This window comes from Pseudoduganella sp. R-31, assembly GCF_049913235.1.
Lineage (GTDB): Bacteria > Pseudomonadota > Gammaproteobacteria > Burkholderiales > Burkholderiaceae_D > Rugamonas.
In genome coordinates this window covers 4,672,040-4,691,432 of record NZ_CP183986.1, presented here as the reverse complement: position 1 = coordinate 4,691,432, position 19,393 = coordinate 4,672,040, and the positions used below count along the sequence as shown (strand labels likewise).

At 58.9% G+C, this 19,393-nt stretch carries 17 protein-coding genes and 5 tRNA genes; 20 read left to right on the top strand and 2 right to left on the bottom strand.

Annotated elements, in window-relative coordinates:
- Positions 1–124: 124 nt before the first annotated feature.
- The 17 genes from lepA to ACN9MY_RS21000 all read left to right on the top strand — a co-directional run bounded on the left by lepA (position 125) and on the right by ACN9MY_RS21000 (position 13,576).
- Entirely contained in the window at positions 125–1,918 is a 1,794-nt protein-coding gene (gene lepA / locus ACN9MY_RS21080; protein WP_426162473.1) for a translation elongation factor 4, read from the top strand.
- Positions 1,915–2,844 carry a signal peptidase I gene (lepB, locus tag ACN9MY_RS21075; protein ID WP_426162472.1) on the top strand — a complete coding sequence of 310 codons (930 nt, stop codon included), beginning with the start codon at positions 1,915–1,917 and terminating at the stop codon, positions 2,842–2,844. Before lepA ends, lepB begins: the two co-directional genes overlap by 4 nt.
- Positions 2,845–2,865: 21 nt before the next feature.
- The gene (locus tag ACN9MY_RS21070) at positions 2,866–3,243 is read left to right on the top strand and encodes a DUF4845 domain-containing protein (RefSeq protein WP_426162471.1); all 378 of its coding nucleotides are present in this window, start codon (positions 2,866–2,868) and stop codon (positions 3,241–3,243) included.
- Positions 3,244–3,249: 6 nt separating this feature from the next.
- Positions 3,250–4,038, top strand: a complete 789-nt coding sequence (gene rnc, locus ACN9MY_RS21065) for a ribonuclease III (RefSeq protein ID WP_426162470.1) — start codon at positions 3,250–3,252, stop codon at positions 4,036–4,038.
- Positions 4,039–4,056: 18 nt separating this feature from the next.
- Positions 4,057–4,959 (top strand): GTPase Era, encoded by a 903-nt coding sequence (gene era / locus ACN9MY_RS21060; protein ID WP_426162469.1) that lies wholly within the window; start codon positions 4,057–4,059, stop codon positions 4,957–4,959.
- The gene (gene recO / locus ACN9MY_RS21055; protein ID WP_426162468.1) at positions 4,959–5,792 is read left to right on the top strand and encodes a DNA repair protein RecO; all 834 of its coding nucleotides are present in this window, start codon (positions 4,959–4,961) and stop codon (positions 5,790–5,792) included. The genes era and recO overlap by 1 nt, the downstream gene beginning before the upstream one ends.
- Positions 5,793–5,801: 9 nt before the next feature.
- A complete protein-coding gene (gene pdxJ, locus ACN9MY_RS21050) occupies positions 5,802–6,560 on the top strand; it encodes a pyridoxine 5'-phosphate synthase (protein ID WP_426336090.1) in 759 nt (252 codons plus the stop codon).
- Positions 6,557–6,955 (top strand): holo-ACP synthase, encoded by a 399-nt coding sequence (gene acpS, locus ACN9MY_RS21045; protein WP_426336089.1) that lies wholly within the window; start codon positions 6,557–6,559, stop codon positions 6,953–6,955. Before pdxJ ends, acpS begins: the two co-directional genes overlap by 4 nt.
- On the top strand, positions 6,948–8,801 hold the full coding sequence (gene uvrC, locus ACN9MY_RS21040) for an excinuclease ABC subunit UvrC (RefSeq protein WP_426162465.1): 1,854 nt from the start codon (positions 6,948–6,950) through the stop codon (positions 8,799–8,801). The genes acpS and uvrC overlap by 8 nt, the downstream gene beginning before the upstream one ends.
- Positions 8,802–9,059: 258 nt before the next feature.
- Positions 9,060–9,650 (top strand): CDP-diacylglycerol--glycerol-3-phosphate 3-phosphatidyltransferase, encoded by a 591-nt coding sequence (pgsA, locus tag ACN9MY_RS21035; RefSeq protein ID WP_426336088.1) that lies wholly within the window; start codon positions 9,060–9,062, stop codon positions 9,648–9,650.
- A gap of 80 nt (positions 9,651–9,730) precedes the next feature.
- Positions 9,731–9,806: transfer RNA gene (locus ACN9MY_RS21030), tRNA-Gly, on the top strand.
- Between the two features lie 91 nt (positions 9,807–9,897).
- Positions 9,898–9,973: transfer RNA gene (locus ACN9MY_RS21025), tRNA-Gly, on the top strand.
- Positions 9,974–10,012: 39 nt separating this feature from the next.
- Positions 10,013–10,088 (top strand) — tRNA-Gly (locus ACN9MY_RS21020).
- Positions 10,089–10,104: 16 nt separating this feature from the next.
- Positions 10,105–10,180, top strand: a tRNA-Gly gene (locus ACN9MY_RS21015).
- 49 nt (positions 10,181–10,229) lie between these two features.
- Positions 10,230–10,303: transfer RNA gene (locus ACN9MY_RS21010), tRNA-Cys, on the top strand.
- Between the two features lie 196 nt (positions 10,304–10,499).
- Complete coding sequence (locus ACN9MY_RS21005; RefSeq protein WP_426336087.1) at positions 10,500–11,630, top strand: site-specific integrase; 1,131 nt, start codon at positions 10,500–10,502, stop codon at positions 11,628–11,630.
- 378 nt (positions 11,631–12,008) lie between these two features.
- A protein-coding gene (locus tag ACN9MY_RS21000) for an IS3 family transposase (protein ID WP_426336086.1) occupies positions 12,009–13,576 on the top strand; the annotation gives its coding sequence in 2 pieces (ribosomal slippage) (positions 12,009–12,447 and positions 12,447–13,576; 1,569 coding nt in all).
- Positions 13,577–14,020: 444 nt separating this feature from the next.
- On the opposite strand, the gene ACN9MY_RS20995 is transcribed toward ACN9MY_RS21000, so the two are convergent.
- Positions 14,021–14,287, bottom strand: coding sequence for a hypothetical protein (locus ACN9MY_RS20995; protein ID WP_426162462.1), 267 nt, complete (start codon positions 14,285–14,287; stop codon positions 14,021–14,023).
- A gap of 21 nt (positions 14,288–14,308) precedes the next feature.
- Between ACN9MY_RS20995 and ACN9MY_RS20990 the strand changes: the two genes are divergently transcribed.
- The 3 genes from ACN9MY_RS20990 to ACN9MY_RS20980 all read left to right on the top strand — a co-directional run bounded on the left by ACN9MY_RS20990 (position 14,309) and on the right by ACN9MY_RS20980 (position 17,620).
- The gene (locus ACN9MY_RS20990; protein WP_426162461.1) at positions 14,309–14,659 is read left to right on the top strand and encodes a PEP-CTERM sorting domain-containing protein; all 351 of its coding nucleotides are present in this window, start codon (positions 14,309–14,311) and stop codon (positions 14,657–14,659) included.
- Positions 14,660–15,005: 346 nt separating this feature from the next.
- Complete coding sequence (locus tag ACN9MY_RS20985) at positions 15,006–17,216, top strand: ATP-binding protein (protein WP_426162460.1); 2,211 nt, start codon at positions 15,006–15,008, stop codon at positions 17,214–17,216.
- A gap of 218 nt (positions 17,217–17,434) precedes the next feature.
- A complete protein-coding gene (locus tag ACN9MY_RS20980) occupies positions 17,435–17,620 on the top strand; it encodes a hypothetical protein (RefSeq protein WP_426162459.1) in 186 nt (61 codons plus the stop codon).
- Positions 17,621–18,100: 480 nt separating this feature from the next.
- Here the strand turns inward: ACN9MY_RS20980 and ACN9MY_RS20975 are convergent, their stop codons facing one another.
- Positions 18,101–19,345 carry an IS256 family transposase gene (locus ACN9MY_RS20975; protein ID WP_426337652.1) on the bottom strand — a complete coding sequence of 415 codons (1,245 nt, stop codon included), beginning with the start codon at positions 19,343–19,345 and terminating at the stop codon, positions 18,101–18,103.
- Positions 19,346–19,393: the final 48 nt, after the last annotated feature.

Genomic DNA, 19,393 nt, shown 5'->3' with positions numbered 1-19,393 from the left:
GTCTTCCCTCTAGAAATCCGGCTTTCCCCTCTGAAATCCGGTAAAATGCCGGGGGTTACCCTTGCATTGAATTCCATAAAAAGGCGCTCAAGCGCCTTTTTGTTATAGCTCGTTTCGATTTTTAATGAACAACATTCGCAACTTTTCCATCATCGCCCACATTGACCACGGCAAGTCCACGCTGGCGGATCGCATCATCCAGCTGTGCGGCGGCCTGTCCGACCGCGAGATGGAAGCGCAGGTCCTGGACTCCATGGACCTGGAACGTGAACGCGGCATCACCATCAAAGCCCAGACCGCAGCCCTGAAGTACAAGGCGCGCAACGGCGAAATCTACAACCTGAACCTGATCGACACCCCGGGCCACGTCGACTTCTCCTATGAAGTGAGCCGTTCCCTGTCCGCCTGCGAAGGCGCGCTGCTGGTGGTGGACGCGTCGCAGGGCGTGGAAGCGCAGACCGTGGCCAACTGCTACACCGCGCTCGACCTGGGCGTGGAAGTGGTGCCGGTACTGAACAAGATCGACCTGCCGAACGCCGACCCGCCAACCGCGATCGCCGAGATCGAAGACGTGATCGGCATTGAAGCCGGCGACGCCGTGCAATGCTCGGCCAAGACCGGCCTGGGCGTGGAAGACGTGCTGGAATCGATCATCGCCAAGGTGCCGCCGCCAAAAGGCGACCCGGAAGCGCCGCTGCAAGCCCTGATCATCGACTCCTGGTACGACGCCTACGTGGGCGTGGTGATGCTGGTGCGCGTGGTGAACGGCACCCTGCGTCCAAAAGAAAAGATCCGCCTGATGGCGACCGACTCGGTGCAGCTGGTGGAAGACATCGGTATCTTCTCGCCGCGTTCCGTCTCGCTGTCCCAGCTGACCGCAGGCCAGGTGGGATTCGTCATCGCCGGCATCAAGGAACTGAAAGCCGCCCGTGTTGGCGACACCATCACCCATGCACAAAACGGCGCTCCGGCCCCGCTGCCAGGCTTCAAGGAAGTCCAGCCGCAGGTGTTCGCCGGCCTGTTCCCGGTGGAAGCCAACCAGTACGATGCGCTGCGCGACTCGCTGGAAAAGCTGAAACTGAACGATGCCGCGCTGCAGTTCGAACCTGAAGTGTCGCAGGCGCTGGGCTTCGGCTTCCGCTGCGGCTTCCTCGGCCTGCTGCACATGGAAATCGTGCAGGAGCGCCTGGAGCGTGAATTCGACCAGGACCTGATCACCACCGCACCGACCGTGGTGTATGAAGTCGAGAAACGCGACGGCACCGTGATCCACGTCGACAACCCGTCGCGCATGCCGGACCCGAGCCACATCAACGAAGTGCGCGAGCCGATCGTGACGGTCAACCTGTACATGCCGCAAGAGTATGTCGGTTCCGTGATCACCCTGTGCATCGCCAAGCGCGGCATCCAGATGGACATGGCTTACCACGGCCGCCAAGTGAAACTGGTGTACGAGATGCCGATGGCCGAAATCGTGCTGGACTTCTTCGACAAGCTGAAGTCCACCTCGCGCGGCTACGCGTCGATGGACTACGAGTTCAAGGAAAACCGTGCTGCCGACGTGGTAAAGGTCGACATGCTGATCAACAGCGAAAAGGTCGACGCGCTGGCCATCATCGTGCACCGCGCCAATGCGCCATACCGCGGCCGCGCCGTGGCGGCCAAGATGCGCGAACTGATCCCGCGCCAGATGTTCGACGTGGCGATCCAGGCAGCGATCGGCTCCAACATCATCTCGCGTGAAAACGTCAAGGCGATGCGCAAGAACGTGCTGGCCAAGTGCTACGGCGGCGACATCACCCGTAAGAAGAAACTGCTCGAGAAGCAGAAAGCAGGCAAGAAGCGCATGAAGCAAGTGGGCTCCGTGGAGATCCCGCAAGAGGCATTCCTGGCAATCCTTCAAGTGGAAGAGAAATGACACTGCAATCCATCCTGGGCAATTTCGCTTTAATCCTGTTCGTCCTGATGGTGGTGACGGGGATCATCTGGGTCCTCGACCTGGTGGTGTTTTCCAGGCAGCGCCGCGCTGCCGCCAACAAGGCGCTGGTTGAATATGACGAGCGCATGGCGCGCTCGGCTGCCAACGGCATCCGCATGGACGAGCAGGGCAATGCCCGCTCCAAGCTGGAAGCGGACATCCTGCGCCAGCCGACCTGGATCGAATATTCGGGCAGCTTCTTCCCGGTGATCGCGCTGGTGTTCTTCCTGCGCTCTTTCCTGTGGGAGCCGTTCAAGATCCCATCCTCGTCGATGGTGCCGACCCTTCTGGTGGGCGACCTGATCCTGGTGAACAAATACACCTATGGCATTCGCCTGCCTATCCTGAACAGGAAGGTGGTGCAGGTCAACGATCCGCAGCGCGGCGATGTGATGGTGTTCAAATATCCGAAGGATATGAGCCAGGACTACATCAAGCGGGTGATTGGTGTGCCGGGTGATAAAATTGTTTATCAAAACAAGCGCTTAACGGTGAATGGCCAGGCAGTTGGCTATACCCCGATGGAAGATTATCTGGAAGAAGGCACTCTTACTTACCAGAAACAATTTACCGAACAGCTCGGCAACGTACAGCACCGCATCCTGAACAACGAAAAGGCGCCACCGGTCCTGATCGGCCAGGTGGACGACAATTTCCCGCACCGTGAGGCCTGCACTTACAACTACGAAGGGTTTTCGTGTGTAGTTCCTGAAGGAAATTACTTTATGATGGGCGACAATCGGGACAATAGTGCCGACAGCCGAATCTGGGGTTTCGTACCGGACAAAAATATCGTGGGCAAAGCCTTCTTTGTCTGGATGAACCTGGGTAATTTCAATTTCGATCGTCTTGGCGGCATCCGCTAAGCAGACAGGAGAGTAGAACTTATGCGCAAGCAGCATGAACGTGGTATCAGCCTAATTGGCCTGATTTTTGGTATTGCAATCCTTGCGGGCGTCGGCCTGATTGCTGCGCAAATCCTGCCGACCTACATCGAGTACCGCGCCATCGTGAACGCGATCGAGCGTGCCAAGAAGGACGGTGGCGACAATGTCTCGGCCATCCAGGGATCTTTCGCCAGGAGTGCGGAAACGGGTTATATCACGTCGATTACCGGCCACGATTTGATGCTGGAGCGCAATGGCACTGATTTCGACATCAGCTTTGCGTATGAGAAAAAGATTCCCCTGGTTGGCCCGGCCAGCATCCTGCTGGAATACGAGGGCACGACAGCAAAGGCTGGCGCAAAGAAGAAGGTTGAATAATAAGTGATGAATTTACAGTTATTGCAAACCAGGTTGGGCTACACGTTCCAGGATGCTGGATTGCTCCAGCAGGCCCTGACGCACCGTAGCCACAGCAGTTTGCATAACGAACGGCTGGAATTCCTCGGCGACTCGATCCTGAACTGCGTAGTCGCCTCCATCCTGTACGAACGTTTCAACTCCCTCGACGAGGGCGACCTGTCGCGCGTGCGCGCCAACCTGGTCAAGCAGCAATCCCTGTTCGAAATCGCCCAGAAGCTGGAACTGTCGCAGTTCCTGCGCCTGGGCGAAGGCGAACTGAAGTCGGGCGGTTTCCGGCGCCCGTCGATCCTGGCCGATACGCTGGAAGCCTTGCTGGGCGCCATCTACCTGGACGGCAGTTTCGACCAGGCCGCAGCGGTGATCCGCGCCTTCTACATCCCGATCCTCGATTCGGTCGACCCGCAGACGCTGGGCAAGGATGCCAAGACCCTGCTGCAGGAATTCCTGCAGTCGAAGAAGATCTCGCTGCCGCTGTACAACGTGGTCGCCACCCACGGCGCCGCGCACAGCCAGGAGTTCGAGATCGAGTGCCTGGTACCCAAGCTGGGCATCCAGGTGTTCGGGCGGGGCGGCAGCCGCCGCGCCGGCGAGCAGGCTGCGGCCAAGCTGGCGCTGGAAGTGGCCGAAGAAGCGCTGAAGAAAGCGCCATCGGCCGGCCGCAAGCCGCGCCAGCGCTCGGCCCAGCTCAAGCTGGCCGGCATCGCCACGGTCCAGGGCGAAACGGCGGCGGACAAGAAGCTCGCCAAACAATAACTGAATTGAGTTTGCATCATGACTAGTGCACCCACTCCCGCCGGCTTCCGCTGCGGTTACATCGCCATTGTCGGCCGCCCGAACGTTGGCAAGTCGACCCTCATGAATACGCTGATCGGCGCCAAGGTCAGCATCACTTCGCGCAAGGCGCAGACCACGCGCCACCGCATCACCGGCATCCAGACTGTCAGCGACGCGCAGTTCATTTACGTCGATACGCCCGGCTTCCAGACCCGCCATTCGAATGCGCTGAACAAGACGCTGAACAAGACGGTGACGAATACGCTGGAATCGTCGGACCTGATCCTGTACATCGTGGAGGCGGGCACCTTCGGCCAGGCCGACCAGCAAGTGATGGACTTGCTGCCGAAGAATGTGCCGGTGATCCTGGTGATCAACAAGTCGGACCGCGTAAAGGACAAGGCGGTACTGATGCCATTCGCGCAGCAGATCGCCGAGAAATTCCAGTTCACGGCGATCGTGCCGGTGAGCGCCAAGCTGCGCTTCCAGCTGGATGGCCTGCAAAACGAGATCAAGAAGCACTTGCCGGAGAATGAGCCGATCTTCGGCGAGGACGATATCACCGACCGCAGCGAGAAATTCCTGGCGTCGGAAATCGTGCGCGAGAAGCTGTTCCGCTTTGTGGGCGACGAGCTGCCTTATACCAGCACGGTGCTGATCGAGAAGTTCGAGCAGGAAGGCAATTTGAGGCGCATCTTTGCCGCCATCCTGGTCGAGCGCGACAGCCACAAATCCATGATCATCGGTAACAAGGGCGCGCGCCTGAAAGAAGTCAGCACCCAGGCCCGCCAGGACATGGAAAAACTGTTTGGCGGCCCGGTCTACCTCGAGATCTGGGTGAAAGTGAAATCCGGCTGGGCCGACAACGAGGCTGGCCTGCGCGCATACGGCTACGAATAATGCCTGTCCTGACAGCCGAGCCCGTGTCCCATTTGGGGTCTGACCCCAGCCGGGACACGAGCGCGGCCGTACCAGCCCCGCCGGCGCAGAAGCGCCGCCCACCAGGGCAGCAGCGCACTGTCGGCACCCGCGTGACGGGACAGCCGGCCTTTGTGCTGCATAGCTACCCGTACAAGGAAACCTCGCTCATCGTCGAGCTGTTCACGCGCGACTACGGGCGCGTGGCATTGATCGCCAAGGGCGCCAAGCGTCCGCATTCGCAGCTGCGCGGCGTGTTGCAAACCTTCCAGCCCCTGACCACCGGCTGGACCGGCAAGAACGAATTGCGCACGCTGACCGATGCCGACTGGGTCGGCGGCATGCTGCCCCTTGAAAAGACCGCGCTGCTGTGCGGCTTCTACCTGAATGAACTGCTGGTCAAGCTGACCGCACGCGACGATGCGCATGCGAAGCTGTTCGACCATTACGTCTCCACGCTGAACCAGCTGGCCCACAATGAACCGGCGCCGATCGTGCTGCGCAAGTTCGAAATGGCGCTGCTGAAGGAGACCGGCGTGGCGGCCGACCTGACGCGCTGCACCGCCTCGCGCACGAAAGTGCTGGCCGATGTACATTATGTGGTGGACCCGGATCGCGGGCCGCGCCCGGAGCGCGATGAGGACACGGCCCCGCGTGTCGCAGGCAAGACGCTGCTCGATATCGAGCGCGAAGATTACAGCGACCCGGCCACGCAGGCGCAAAGCAAGCAGCTGATGCGCTACCTGTTGTCCTGGCACCTTGGCGGCGCGCCATTGAATACGCGCCAGATATTGATCGATTTGCTGCAACTCTAAGAAAAGAACATGAGCTTCCTGTCACCATCCGGCACCATCATCGACCTTGGCGTGAATATCGACCACGTCGCCACGCTGCGCAATGCGCGCGGCACCGTGTACCCGGACCCGATCCGCGCGGCGCTGCTGGCCGAACAGGCCGGCGCCGATTGCATTACCCTGCACCTGCGCGAAGACCGCCGCCACATCAAGGATGCCGACGTAATTGCGCTGGCGCCGCAACTGGTGACGCGCATGAACCTGGAAGCGGCCGTGACCCAGGAGATGATCGACTTCGCCTGCCGCATCAAGCCGGCCGACGTCTGCCTGGTGCCGGAAAAACGCACCGAAATCACCACCGAAGGCGGGCTGGACGTGGTGCGCTTCCACAAGGAAGTGGAGGCTGCCGTGAAACAGCTGCAAGGGGAGGGCATTCGCGTGTCCCTGTTCATCGACGCCGACGAAGAGCAGATCAAGGCTGCCGCCGCAGTCGGCGCGCCGGTGATCGAACTGCACACCGGCGCCTATGCCGATGCTGAAGGCGAAGCGCAGGCGCACGAACTGCAGCGCGTCAGGGACGGCGTGCGCTGGGGCGTGCAGAACGGCTTGAAGGTCAATGCCGGCCATGGCCTGCATTACACCAACGTTCAGGCCATTGCCGCCATTCCGGAAATCGCGGAGCTGAATATCGGCCACGCCATCGTGGCGCACTCGATCTTCGCCGGCTGGGAAAATGCCGTGCGCGAAATGAAGGCCATCATGGTGTCGACCCGCCTGGGCGCAAAATGATCTACGGGATCGGGACGGACGTCAGCAAAGTTCCCCGCATTGCCGCCGCGCTGGAACGCAGCGGCGAGCGCTTTGCGCGCAAGATCCTCGGTCCTGAAGAATTCGCGGTGTACCAGGAGCGTTGCGCCCGCAGCCCGCTGCGCGGCGTACGCTATGCGGCGACCCGCTTCGCAGCCAAGGAAGCTTTCTCGAAGGCCCTAGGCCTGGGCCTGCGCCCACCGATGACCTGGCATACCGCGCAGCTGCTCAATGATGATTTAGGCAAGCCGTACATGGCCTGCAGCGGCGCGCTGGGCGAATTCATGTTGCAGAATGCGCTGGTCGCCCATATCTCCGTGAGCGATGAAGAGGATTACGCGGTCGCCTATGCGATCGTCGAACGAGCGAATGACTGAAGAAACCCCAGACCCGCGCGAACAGGTGCTGGCCACCGTTGCCAAGCTGCCAAACCTGCCTGGCGTGTACCGCTACTTCGATGCCGAAGACAAAGTGCTCTACGTGGGCAAGGCGCGCGACCTGAAAAAGCGTGTGTCGAGCTATTTCCAGAAGAATCTTTCGAGCCCGCGCATAGCGTTGATGGTCGAGCGTATCGCGCGCCTGGAAACCACGGTGACGCGCAGCGAAGCCGAGGCCCTGATCCTGGAAAACAACCTGATCAAGGCCTTGCAGCCGCGCTACAACATCCTGTTCCGCGACGACAAGAGCTATCCCTACCTGAAAATCACCGGCGGCGACGTGCCGCGCATGGTGTACTACCGCGGCGCGGTCGATCGCAAGCACCAGTATTTCGGTCCTTTCCCTTCCTCGTGGGCGGTGAAGGAATCGATGCAGATCCTGCAAAAGGTTTTCATGTTGCGCACCTGCGAGGACAGCGTTTACATGAACCGTACGCGTCCCTGCCTGCTGCACCAGATCGGGCGCTGCAGCGCACCCTGCGTGGGCTTGATCGCGGTGGAGGATTACCGCAATGACGTCAACAACGCCGCGCGCTTCCTGCGCGGCCGGCAGACGGAAGTGCTCGAGGAGCTGGAGCAGAAGATGCTCGCCTACGCCACCGATCTCAAATTCGAGCAGGCGGCCGTGGTGCGCAATCGTATCCAGTCGCTGTCGAAGGTGTTGCACCAGCAGTCGATGGAAACCACCGGCGACCAGGACGTGGATATCCTGGCCGTGGTGGTGCAGGGCGGCCGTGCCTGCGTCAACCTGGCGATGGTGCGCGGCGGCCGCCACCTGGGCGACCGGGCATACTTCCCGACCCACGTGATGGATGCCGAGGTCGTGGCCGAACGCCCGATCGAACAGGAAGTGCTGGCCGCTTTCCTGGTGCAGCATTACACCGAGAAGTCGATTCCCGGCACCCTGATCCTGAATATCGAATTCGACCAGCCGGAACTGATCCTGGCGCTGCAGGAACAGTGCGGGCACCGCATCCACCTTGTATTCCAGCCGCAAGGCCAGCGCCGCCAGTGGCAGGAGCTGGCGCAGAAGGGCGCCGAGATATCGCTGGCCCGGCTGCTGTCCGAGCAGGGTTCGCAGCAGGCCCGCACCCGCGCCCTGGCCGAAGTGCTCGGGCTGGAAAACGAAGACCTCGACACCCTGCGCGTGGAGTGCTTCGACATTTCGCACACGGCCGGCGAGGCGACGCAAGCGTCCTGCGTGGTGTTCCACCATCACCAGATGCAGAACGGCGAGTACCGCCGCTACAACATCAACGACATCACGCCGGGCGACGATTACGCCGCCATGCGCCAGGTGCTGACGCGCCGCTACGAAAAAGTGGCGGGCGGCGACGGCGTCATGCCGGACGTGGTGCTGATCGACGGCGGCAAGGGGCAGGTCGAAATGGCGCGCCAGGTGTTTGTCGAGCTGGGACTGGACATCAGCCTGATCGTCGGGGTGGCGAAAGGCGAGGGCAGGCGCGTCGGCCTGGAGACACTGGTCTTCGTCGATGGCCGCGAGCCGCAGGAACTGGGCAAGGAGTCCGCAGCCCTGATGCTGGTGGCCATGATCCGCGACGAAGCGCACCGTTTTGCCATCACCGGCATGCGCGCCAAGCGAGCCAAGGCCCGCCAGACCTCGCGCCTGGAGGAGATCGAAGGCATTGGCGCCAAGCGCCGCCAGAAGCTGCTGTCCCGCTTTGGCGGGCTGAAAGGCGTGATGAACGCCAGTATCGAGGACTTGAAATCGGTGGAGGGTATCTCGGACACGCTGGCCGAAGAAATCTACCGGCAGCTCCACTGAAAACCGGTAAACCAGGGTCAGACGGGACGGCCATCCGGCATGGGTCTAACCCTGTCTGATCGACTGTCGCGGGGTTGGTTCTGGGCCTTTGACGTTCTGAGAAATTCAAAGGCCTAGACCCATCCCCTCACCGCAGCGCAGACAGGGTCCGACCCTCCGGGTCGTACCCAGGTTTACCGGTTTTCGCAGTCAAATTGGCTTTGATCGCGCCGTCGTTATACACTAGCGGCGCGTCATTACAATTCCTATACACCGCATATGCCTTTCAACATCCCGATCCTTCTGACCTGGTTGCGCGTCGCGCTGATTCCCCTGGTCGTAGGCGTGTTCTACCTCCCCGTCACCTGGCTTAGCCCGCACGAACGCAATCTGGCCGCCACCCTGATTTTCATCGTTGCCGCCGTTACCGACTGGTTCGACGGCTTCCTGGCCCGCCGCTGGCAGCAGACATCGGCCTTCGGCGCCTTCCTCGACCCCGTGGCCGACAAGCTGATGGTGGCGGGCGCCTTGCTGGTGCTGCTTAACCTGGACGGCGGCCGCTGCCACCCGATTGTCGCGTTCATCATCATTGGCCGCGAAATTACGATTTCGGCGCTGCGCGAGTGGATGGCGCAGATTGGCGCCTCCAAATCGGTGGCGGTCAGTTCGATCGGCAAGATCAAGACGGCGGCGCAAATGAGCGCCATCCCGATGCTGCTGTACTACGACGTGCTGTGGGGCGCGATCGATACCCGCTTCTGGGGCGACCTGCTGCTGTGGCTGGCCAGCGTGCTGACCGTATGGTCCATGTTCTATTACCTGAAAAAGGCGTGGCCCATGATCAAGGAACGGTCGGGCAACTTATCGTAAATAACAATATTGCCCCTTGACAGCGTCATTGGATCATCTATAATGCTGGCCTGCTGTTGATGACGACGCAGCGATGCGAAGCGGGAGTAGCTCAGTTGGTAGAGCGCAACCTTGCCAAGGTTGAGGTCGAGAGTTCGAGACTCTTCTCCCGCTCCAAAAAGTCATCGGCAACAAAGCGGTAACGAAGCAGTAATAATCGCACTGGAAATATGAGAATGTTTCTGCGATAATGCGGTTCCTCTGAAATGCGGGAGTAGCTCAGTTGGTAGAGCGCAACCTTGCCAAGGTTGAGGTCGAGAGTTCGAGACTCTTCTCCCGCTCCAGTTCACTGGAGCAGCAGTAGTAAAATGAAATAACTCCATGCGGGAGTAGCTCAGTTGGTAGAGCGCAACCTTGCCAAGGTTGAGGTCGAGAGTTCGAGACTCTTCTCCCGCTCCAAGTTTTTCAAACCCATGCGGGAATAGCTCAGTTGGTAGAGCGCAACCTTGCCAAGGTTGAGGTCGAGAGTTCGAGACTCTTTTCCCGCTCCAGAATTCTTAGAAAGAACCAGGCCTCGCCGGTTGTTTCTTCCAGCCTTACGGCGGGGTAGCAAAGTGGTTATGCAGCGGCCTGCAAAGCCGTGTACGCCGGTTCGATTCCGGCCCTCGCCTCCAAACAAATCAAGCACTTAGCTTGCGAATCAGCCGGGAACTTCCCGGCTTTTTTGCGTCCAAATGCCTCATAATGGTTCTCTGCCACCTCATTTGGGTGGCAAAACCACCCTGATACGGCCTGTGTTGGCCGTCTACGCGAGTTGGCCGTCGACGCCAGTCTTCTGCCACTTTGCCACCCAATGTCATGGAGGCAACTATGGCGATGGTCAGGAAACGGGGCGAAAAGTACGAACTGCGAATCAAGCACCGGCCTCTGCCCAAAGGCATTTTCTACTCAACCTTTGCGAATGAAGTGGACGCGCGCAATTATGGCGAGCAGGTGGAAGCGTTGCTGGCGCAAGGTCATTTGCCGCACGACTTGGTGACGCAGCGCGTTCGCGTCAGCTCCGAGACGTTGGCTAAACTGATGCGAGATTACCAGGCCGCGGTTCCGGTCAGTGCGTTGGATAGCGCCATTCTCGATTTGCTGCGGCTTCAAATCGGCGCCGAACGGGCAGACAGGGTGTTGAAATATGAGTGGGCAGAAGACTGGGTGCGTTCGTTAAAACTCGAGCATCACCTGGCGCCTGGGACGATCCGTAAGCGTGTTGGTGCTGTTGCGCGCCTGTTGGACTGGTTCTTAAAACGAGAAGCCAAGGCCGGCGAACAGCCCATTGCCAATCCATTGCGGCTGCTGCCGAAGAATTATTCGACGTATAACGCGCATGAGGGCTTGCTCTTGGAAGCGCGCGACAACATCGCGTCGAAGAAGGACGTGAGCCGCGACCGGCGATTGGAGGCCGATGAAGAGGCGCGTATTGTCGCTGCGCTACGCGGAGATAAGCGGGAGGGGCGCGAACGCGCCCTTGAGCTGCCAGATGGTGCTGCGTTGATGGACCTCTTCCTCTTACTGGTGAACACCGGTTTGCGTCTGCGCGAAGCGTACACCTTGCGCGTACAGGATGTACGCCTGGACATGCGTACCGTGCACATCCGCAGGAGCAAGACTGGTGCCGCGCGTGATGTCCCTCTGCTGCCTGATGTTTACGCCTTGCTGAAGCGTCGCGTCGAAGAAGTCAAGGGTGCCGGCGCCAAGGCGGCGATTTTCCCTTGGTGGATTGATGGGGCAGACAGCAAAGAATTGGCGCGCGTGACATCGCTGTTAAGCCGCGCGCTGGGGCGTGCCTTCGCGTTCGCCGAGTGCAATGACTTGACCGCGCACGATCTGCGACACGAAGCTACTTGCCGGTGGGTGCTGATGAAGGACGGGCGGGGGAGTTGGTTATTTCGTACGGAGGAAGTCATGCGTATTACGGGGCACAAAGATCCACGCGTGTTCATGCGCTAGGTTTCCTTGCGTGGATCCGACCTTGCAGAGCGCCTCTGGACTACGCCACCTTAACCGTACGAGTCAGGTCAGGGAGGCTCCGCCGCAATCGTGGGCCAGGCAATTTTGAAGTGGTGGTCACGCTGGAGTTCAAATGCGCGTTTGCCTCCTGATGCAGATATTGGTGTAATGCGTCGACAGGAAAGCGCCATGAGCGGCCGTAGTTGATAGCCAGTATCGGACGCTTATCAGCGCGGCGAGTTGTTAAGTAAAGACTTGGCTAAAGATCCCCAGAATATTCAGCTATTCGAGAAGCTGTTTCGGAAATGAGCCCCCGGTGTCAAAATAGTTGTCGCTCCGATAGATCTGAGAAAATGGGGGCGATAACAGGAGTGAGAAGTGGCACGGTACGGACAAGAATTCAAAGACAAAGCGGTGGCGCGATTGCTGCCACCGGAAAGTGCATCGATCAAGGATGCGGCCTTGTCGGTGGGCGTGAGCGAATCGACTTTGGAGCGCTGGCGCAGCGAGGCGTTGGCGAATCCAGCGCAACGCCGCGAATGGACGCCCGCCGCGCGGTTTGAAGCGGTGCTGGCGACATCTGCCATGGACGAGGCCAGCAAGGGTGCCTGGTGCCGCAGCAACGGCGTATATCCGCACGAGCTGGCGGTATGGCGCGAGCAGGCGATCAATGCGCTGGGCCAGCCGGGAGAAAAACGTTTGAGCGCAGCGGAAGCCAAGCAGGACAAGCGCCGCATCAAGGAGCTTGAGCGCGAGGTGCGCCGTAAGGACAGGGCATTGGCCGAAACTGCAGCCTTGCTGGTGCTATCAAAAAAAGCCGAGGCGATCTTCAGCAAGTACAAGGCCGAGGACGAATGATCGGCCTCGAAGATCGCCAGGCTCTGGCCCTGGAAATCCAACAAGCTTGCCAAGCCGGTGCCCGCTTGAGCGAGGCATGCGCGGCGGTCGGGCTGAGCGCTCGCACGCTGCAGCGCTGGCAGGCAAGCGGTGGATTGGTAAGCGGCGATCGTCGCCCGACGGCGGTACGCCCCATGCCATCGCATGCGCTGACGGATGATGAGCGCGCGGCGGTGTTGGCAGCTGCGAATGAACCACGCTTTGCCGACATGCCGCCGGCGCGCATTGTTCCCATGTTGGCCGATGAGGGCATCTATCTGGCCAGCGAATCGACGTTCAGCCGCATCTTGCGTGCCCATGGCCAAGTGCGTCATCGCGGCCGTGCCAAAGCACCTCGTCAACAACGGCCGCCGACCACCCATGTCGCTACTGCACCCGGCCAGATGTGGTGCTGGGACATGACCTACTTGCCGGCTGTAGTGGCGGGCCGCTGGTTCTACCTTTACCTGATCTTGGATCTCTATAGCCGCAAGATCATCGGCTGGGAGGTGCATGCCGAGGATGATGCCGACCACGCCAGTCATCTGGTGCGGCGCACGGCTTTGGTCGAGGGTGTCGCTATGCGCCACAACAAGCCGGTGCTGCATGGCGATAACGGCGCCACGCTGAAGGCGACCACGGTGCTGGCCATGCTGCATTGGCTGGGCATTAAGCCATCGTACTCGCGCCCACGTGTGAGCGACGACAACGCCTTCGCCGAAGCGTTGTTCCGTACCGCGAAGTACCGTCCGGAATTCCCTTCCAGTGGCTTCGCAGATCTGGCCGACACACGAGACTGGGCAGCCCGCTTTGTGCAGTGGTACAACTTCGACCACCGGCATAGTGGCATTCGCTATGTTGGTCCGGCGCAGCGACATGCGGGACTGGATACTGCCATTCTGGCAGCGCGGCATCGCCTGTATCTGTCCGCCCAGGCTCGCCACCCGGCTCGCTGGTCGGGCCATACCCGCAACTGGACGCCATGCGACGCGGTCACGTTGAACCCCGAACGGGATCTCGTCGTTTCCGTCGCTGCGAAGGAGATTCAAACTCAGCAAATTGCTGCTTGATTCAGGCGACAACTACCTTGACACGCGCCGGTCGTTCCAGGATGTTGAGGACAGTTTTCGGACGATATCCCAAGACCCCAAGATTGAAAGGAACGTACAGAAGGACTTTGACGCATTCAAGTCGAGATTCGGAACGAGTAACAGCGGTTCGCGCCAGGCTGCAGGCGGTTCGCCTTCTGAGACGACCGACCAAGGTCACGTTCCGAAGGTGCGAGATGATGTTGCCCAAAAGGGGATCGGTATAAGCGCTGAGTTTGACAAACGCATTGAGCGGTTTGAAGCGAAAGGCATTCACTCGATGCCAAACGAGCCGTTGCGATCGGAACAGTCATTGTTCGAGAATGCGAACAGGCAGGTAACTAGCGGTCCGGATGTAGTCGCGAGAAAGCTACGTGAGTTGGTAAAGGCGGCAAAAGCAAAACTCGGGAAGGACGAATAGATCGCTTAGACCGGATATTTGCTTTCGATTTTTAACTCGCCACGTGAGTCGAAGCCAAGCAACGACTCCTCGCAGTAGTCGGCGTAGGAAGCACTTTGTGGGCGGCGTTTGAAGATGGAGTGGGCGGCGAATAGAATCAGATAGAGAGTAAAGAATGCTGAGGCGGTCATCGCGCCGGCGACCAGCATCAGTTCGTCGTCATCACGCAGGAGCGCACAGCCCAAAGCAAAGCCGACGATTGTTGTTACTAGCAGTTGGAGTAGTGTTTTCATTTCGTGAGGATAGGAGGTCGTATGAGGCTCACTTCGAAGTGTATCGCGGCTCTGCTTATCGTTTCCTGTGGTGAGGTGGGCGCAGTTTCTTTATCTGGAGGCGCAACAGATGACTCGGTTTGTGACCTTTCCCCAATGACTAACTACCGGCTTACACGTTCCGTGTTTGTAGCTGCTGGTAGTTCGAATGTCCCCGATTACCGGATCACCGATGACACAATCGTCAATGTGATGCAGGTATCTGGCCCCGAGTTGCCGCCGGCGGTGCCCGAGCCGGCACATCCCTTCCTGTTCGCCGCAGGATTGGTGCTGCTAGGCGCCTTTTCGCTGTTGCGGAACACCGGATACATGTCGCGTCCATCGCCAAGCTGACGATGAAATTGGCACCTTTGAAAGCTATATCGGGACACGATCTAAGCTCAAGAATTTCAACTTCGGGCCGCGCGATGAAGAGGGCGCCTTGGCGGCTGTATCACAGATGCGTTGTTTTCGGCTATTAGTGATGCCCCGGCGCGGGCAACTATCGAACTTCAATAGCAGCGGTGCGTACGATACCGCAACGATCTGTCACTTACAGTTCGCTATTTAGCTGTTTAGTCGCGTGCGGCAATCGAACGCAGGGTGTGCCGTGCTAGACTGGCCTCCGATGTCGTTTGAGAAGCTTAGAGTTCGAGGCGGTGTCTAAACTAACGCGCCGCATGGGCTGGAAGGAGGTAAGTTGGAACTTGATCCACCCATACAAGAGCAGCGCAAGGAACGCCATGTCGTTCGGTTTTATGATCAGGACGAGCAATTGCTCGAAGAGGTGGCGGAGTTCCTGGACGTCCCATTACGCTCCGGCGGCGTCTCAATCGTTATCGCGACGAAGGAGCATATTGCCATCTTGCGCCGAAGCTTGGCTGGTTTCGGAACTTCCGCTAACCAGGGACCCTGGACGATGGGCAAGCTAGTTGTACTCGAGGCCGAACTTGTCCTCGACCAATTCATGGTGAATGACTGGCCCGATCCCGAACTTTTCAATCTGAGTGTCGGTACGATCGTACGCGATGCATGTCACAATGGACGCTTGGTCCATGCCTTTGGCGAAATGGTCGCCATCCTATGTGATCGTGGACTGTATGAAGCAGCTATTCGACTTGAACAACTGTGGAACGAATTGCAGAAGCGATTCGACTTTCTGCTCTTTTGCGCCTATCCCTGGAGTGTCTTCACGTCGCGCGAGCTGTTGACTAAGTTTCAGCAAGTATGCAGGGTCCATGATCATGCCCGTTCGAACGCGCATGGGCGGGAGGAAGCGGGCGATGTTCGCACGCTTGAGCTGGAACAGGACAATCGCATCCTGCAGAGCGAACTGACTCGTGCCCTCGATGCTGTGCACACCTTGCGGCACCGCGAGCAGGAGCTGGCTGATTTCGTCAATAATGCGGCCGAGGGCCTTCACCGCGTCGGAAGTGATGGCACGATCGTTTGGGCCAATAAGGCTGAGTTGGCCATGCTTGGCTACCGGTGGGAGGAATATGTTGGCCACCATATCGCCGAATTCCATGTGGATCAGGAATTGATCGCGACTATACTATTGCGCCTCCAAGCCGGCGAAACCATCTGCGACCAACCTGCTCAACTGCTCTGTAGAAGTGGCGCGACCAAGCACGTTCTGATCCATTCCAATGCCTATTTCGTAGATGGCAAACTACGCTATACGCGTTGCTTTACACGTGATGCCACCGAGCGGATGTTGCTTCAGCAGGCGTACCGCGAACGCGAAGATTTGCTGTCGGAGATGACTAGTATGAATCGCGCGAAAGACGAGTTTCTCGCGATGCTGGCGCATGAGTTGCGCAATCCACTGGCGCCGATCACTGCGGCAGCAAGAACCCTTCTGAGTGCTGATTCGGATGCCGTCCGCGTCAGGGAGGTGGCGTCAGTCGTTGAACGACAAGCTGCTCACCTTGCAATCCTGCTCGACGATTTGCTTGATGTCGCACGCGTTACGCGTGGGCAAATCAATATGGTTCATGAGCCAGTCGATCTGAACGACGTGTTGGCGGCAGCGATCGAGCAGGTCACGCCGCTTTTCGAGCGCCTGTCGCACTCTCTTTCCGCGACTGCGACGCCTAGGCAGGTTTGGGTTTGCGGTGATCAAAAGCGGCTGGTGCAGATCATTACCAACTTGCTGACTAACGCCGCGAAATACACGCCGCCGGGCGGGCGAATTGCTGTTCGCCTCTCCGTGGTGCTCCGTGAAGTGGAGCTTGTCGTGACGGATAACGGCATTGGGATGGCGCCGGAGCTCGTCGGAAGAGTGTTTGAACTCTTTATCCAGGGAGCGCGGACTTCTAACCGGTCGGAAGGCGGGCTAGGCGTCGGGCTTGCGCTGGTGCGCAGGCTGCTGCACGCTCACGGTGGAACGATTCGTGCCGAGAGCGCGGGGCCAGGTAAGGGCAGTCGATTTACCGTGAAACTGCCGATTCTCGAACAGCACGTGGAGCAAGCCCTTGAGGTCAGCGGCGATGGTCAGCATGCAGTCGGCGAGACCGCCGGTCTGCGTGTTTTGATCGTCGATGATAATGTGGACGCGGCGAGGATGCTTGGCATGTTGCTGGAAACCGCCGGCCATCGCGTCGTGCTCGCGCATACGGCCGCTGAGGCATTCCAGGTCGCTACAAATGAAGGGCCCAATGTCTGTTTGCTGGACATAGGATTGCCTGATATGGACGGCCGAGAATTGGCGAGCAGGCTGCGGCAAACACCTGCCGTGGCCGACGCGCAGTTAATCGCGGTGTCAGGCTACGGCCAGGCCGAAGATAAACGCACGTCGCTGGCGGCTGGTTTTGACCACCACGTCGTTAAGCCGGTCAATTCCGAAGAGCTACTAGCGCTAATGAATCGCGGGCGCGCGCCGACTCAGGATACGGTCCGCCCCCAGTGAACTTGGCTTCAGGTTACACATGGCCGAAAACTGTTGGCGGTTCGCCATAGCTGCCCTGAGATACCTTGAGTCAGAATCGCGCAATAGATGCGCGTCCGACGCGAAGCCATACTACTACTTCACGGACCATCGCAGTTCCGTGCACTTGCGGGGGGCAGTTTGCGTATGATGATATCCGAGTTTGGCTAGCCAGGAACCACACGACTTGGAGGATTGCGATGTTCAAAGCGCTCGTTTTCTGCGGTCTCTTGATTTCCTCGATCACATCAGCTCGCGCGGCCCCTACCCACTGGGACTTTTCCTGGTCGGGTTTCTTTGACACGCTAACCCTCCGATTTATCGATGCCACGGTAAGCGGCTCTTTTGAAGCTACTGACTCCGATGCCGATGGTCAGATGAATTGAATGAGTTGACGTCCCTCGTGCTACAGGGACGAGACGCGCTAGGTTGCGTTTCGATTCCAACTGTGACCTGCGGCGTTTCGGAGTTTTCATATACTCCTGGGGGCGTATTGACGCTTCGTGGAAATTACGTGGACTACTGGGACGACAACGGTGGTCCGAACTGGACTTGGAATGAGATTTCAATGGACACCACGGCCGGTTTCTTTTCGATGATCGGTCGCGCACAGCAGTTTTATGAAGGCCGTGATTGGATGTTCATACCCGAAACCCAGTTCACTATATCGGCAGTTCTGGAGCCGGAAACCTATCTAATGCTTTTCGCAGGGATGTTTGTAATTGGGGCTGCCACTAGGTCGAGATCAAAAACTCGGTAGTGGTCGTACTAAGGATAAATACATTCGTGTTTTTGCGTCGTGGCAATTCCCTTGAGCGCGATCATTTGGACCTGTCAGGAATTTTGTGTGCCGGGGTCGCTGTTAGTTAATTGAGCGCGTTGGTAAAACGTTCCCCAAACAGGATGGCAAACTGATTGGCGGCCATCTTCCAGGTCCGCTGCGGCATCTTCCAATCTTTTTCGATATTGCGCAAGGCCAGGTTGAGCAATTTCGTCGCTGCCTCGTCGCTCGGGAAGTGTCCGCGATTCTTGACGATCTTCCGCAAGCGCATATGCAGGCTCTCAATGGCGTTCGTTGTGTAAATGATCGAGCGTACTTCCGGTGGGTAGGCAAAGAACGGAATTACCTGCTCCCACTGCCGGCGCCACATGGCTACCACTGTCGGGAAGCGTTGGCCCCAAGGGCCTGCCGCAAAGGCATCCAGCGCCGCTGCCGCCGCATCGGCGTTAGAAGCCTGGTAGATTGGCTTGAGCGCTGCCGCAAGCTCCTTACGATCCTTCCAGGAGGCCAGCGTCATCGAGTTGCGAATCAGGTGCACGATGCAGGTTTGGATATGCGCCTGTGGGAACACCGCTTCAATCGCCTCAGGGAAGCCGCGAAGGCCATCAACGACGGCGATCAGAATGTCTTCCAAGCCGCGGTTGCGCAGCTCGTTAAAGACCTTCAGCCAGAACTTGGCGCCCTCTGTTTGCTCGATCCACAGCCCCAGCACTTCTTTGCGGCCGTCGGCACGAATGCCCAGCGCCAGGTACACGGCCTTGTTTTTGACGGTGCCTTCGTCGCGGATCTTCAGGCGCAATGCATCGAAGTACACGATTGGGTACATCGCTTCCAGTGGACGCTGCTGCCACTGCGTCACTTCGTCCATGACCTCGTCGGTGATCGTTGAGATCAGGTCTGGCGACACTTCGGTGCCGTACAGCTCCAGTAAATGTGCCTGGATTTCGCGCACTGTCATGCCTCGGGCATACATGCCGATCACATGGTCGTCAAAACCCGGCATGCGGCGTTGATGCTTGGCTACCAGCTTAGGCTCAAAGCTGGAAAGTCGGTCACGCGGGATCTCCAGTTCCAGCTCGCCGCCCGGTGCCAGCACGGTCTTGCGGCTTTTTCCGTTTCGGTGGTTCTTGGCGTCGCCTTCGGTGGCGAGATGGTGGGTCAATTCAGCCGTCAGCATGCGCTCGGCCAGCATTTTCTTCAGCTGGCCGGCAAGGCCCGATTCACCCAGAATGGACTCGGCGTCCTTGTTCTCGACCTGGGCCAGCAACTGGTCGATCAGTTCAACGGGGAATGGGTACTGCTTCTTGGTCTTTGGCTTTTTAGTGGTCATTACGTCGGTCATGGACAATCCCTTTCGGTATTATTTCATGACCCCGGT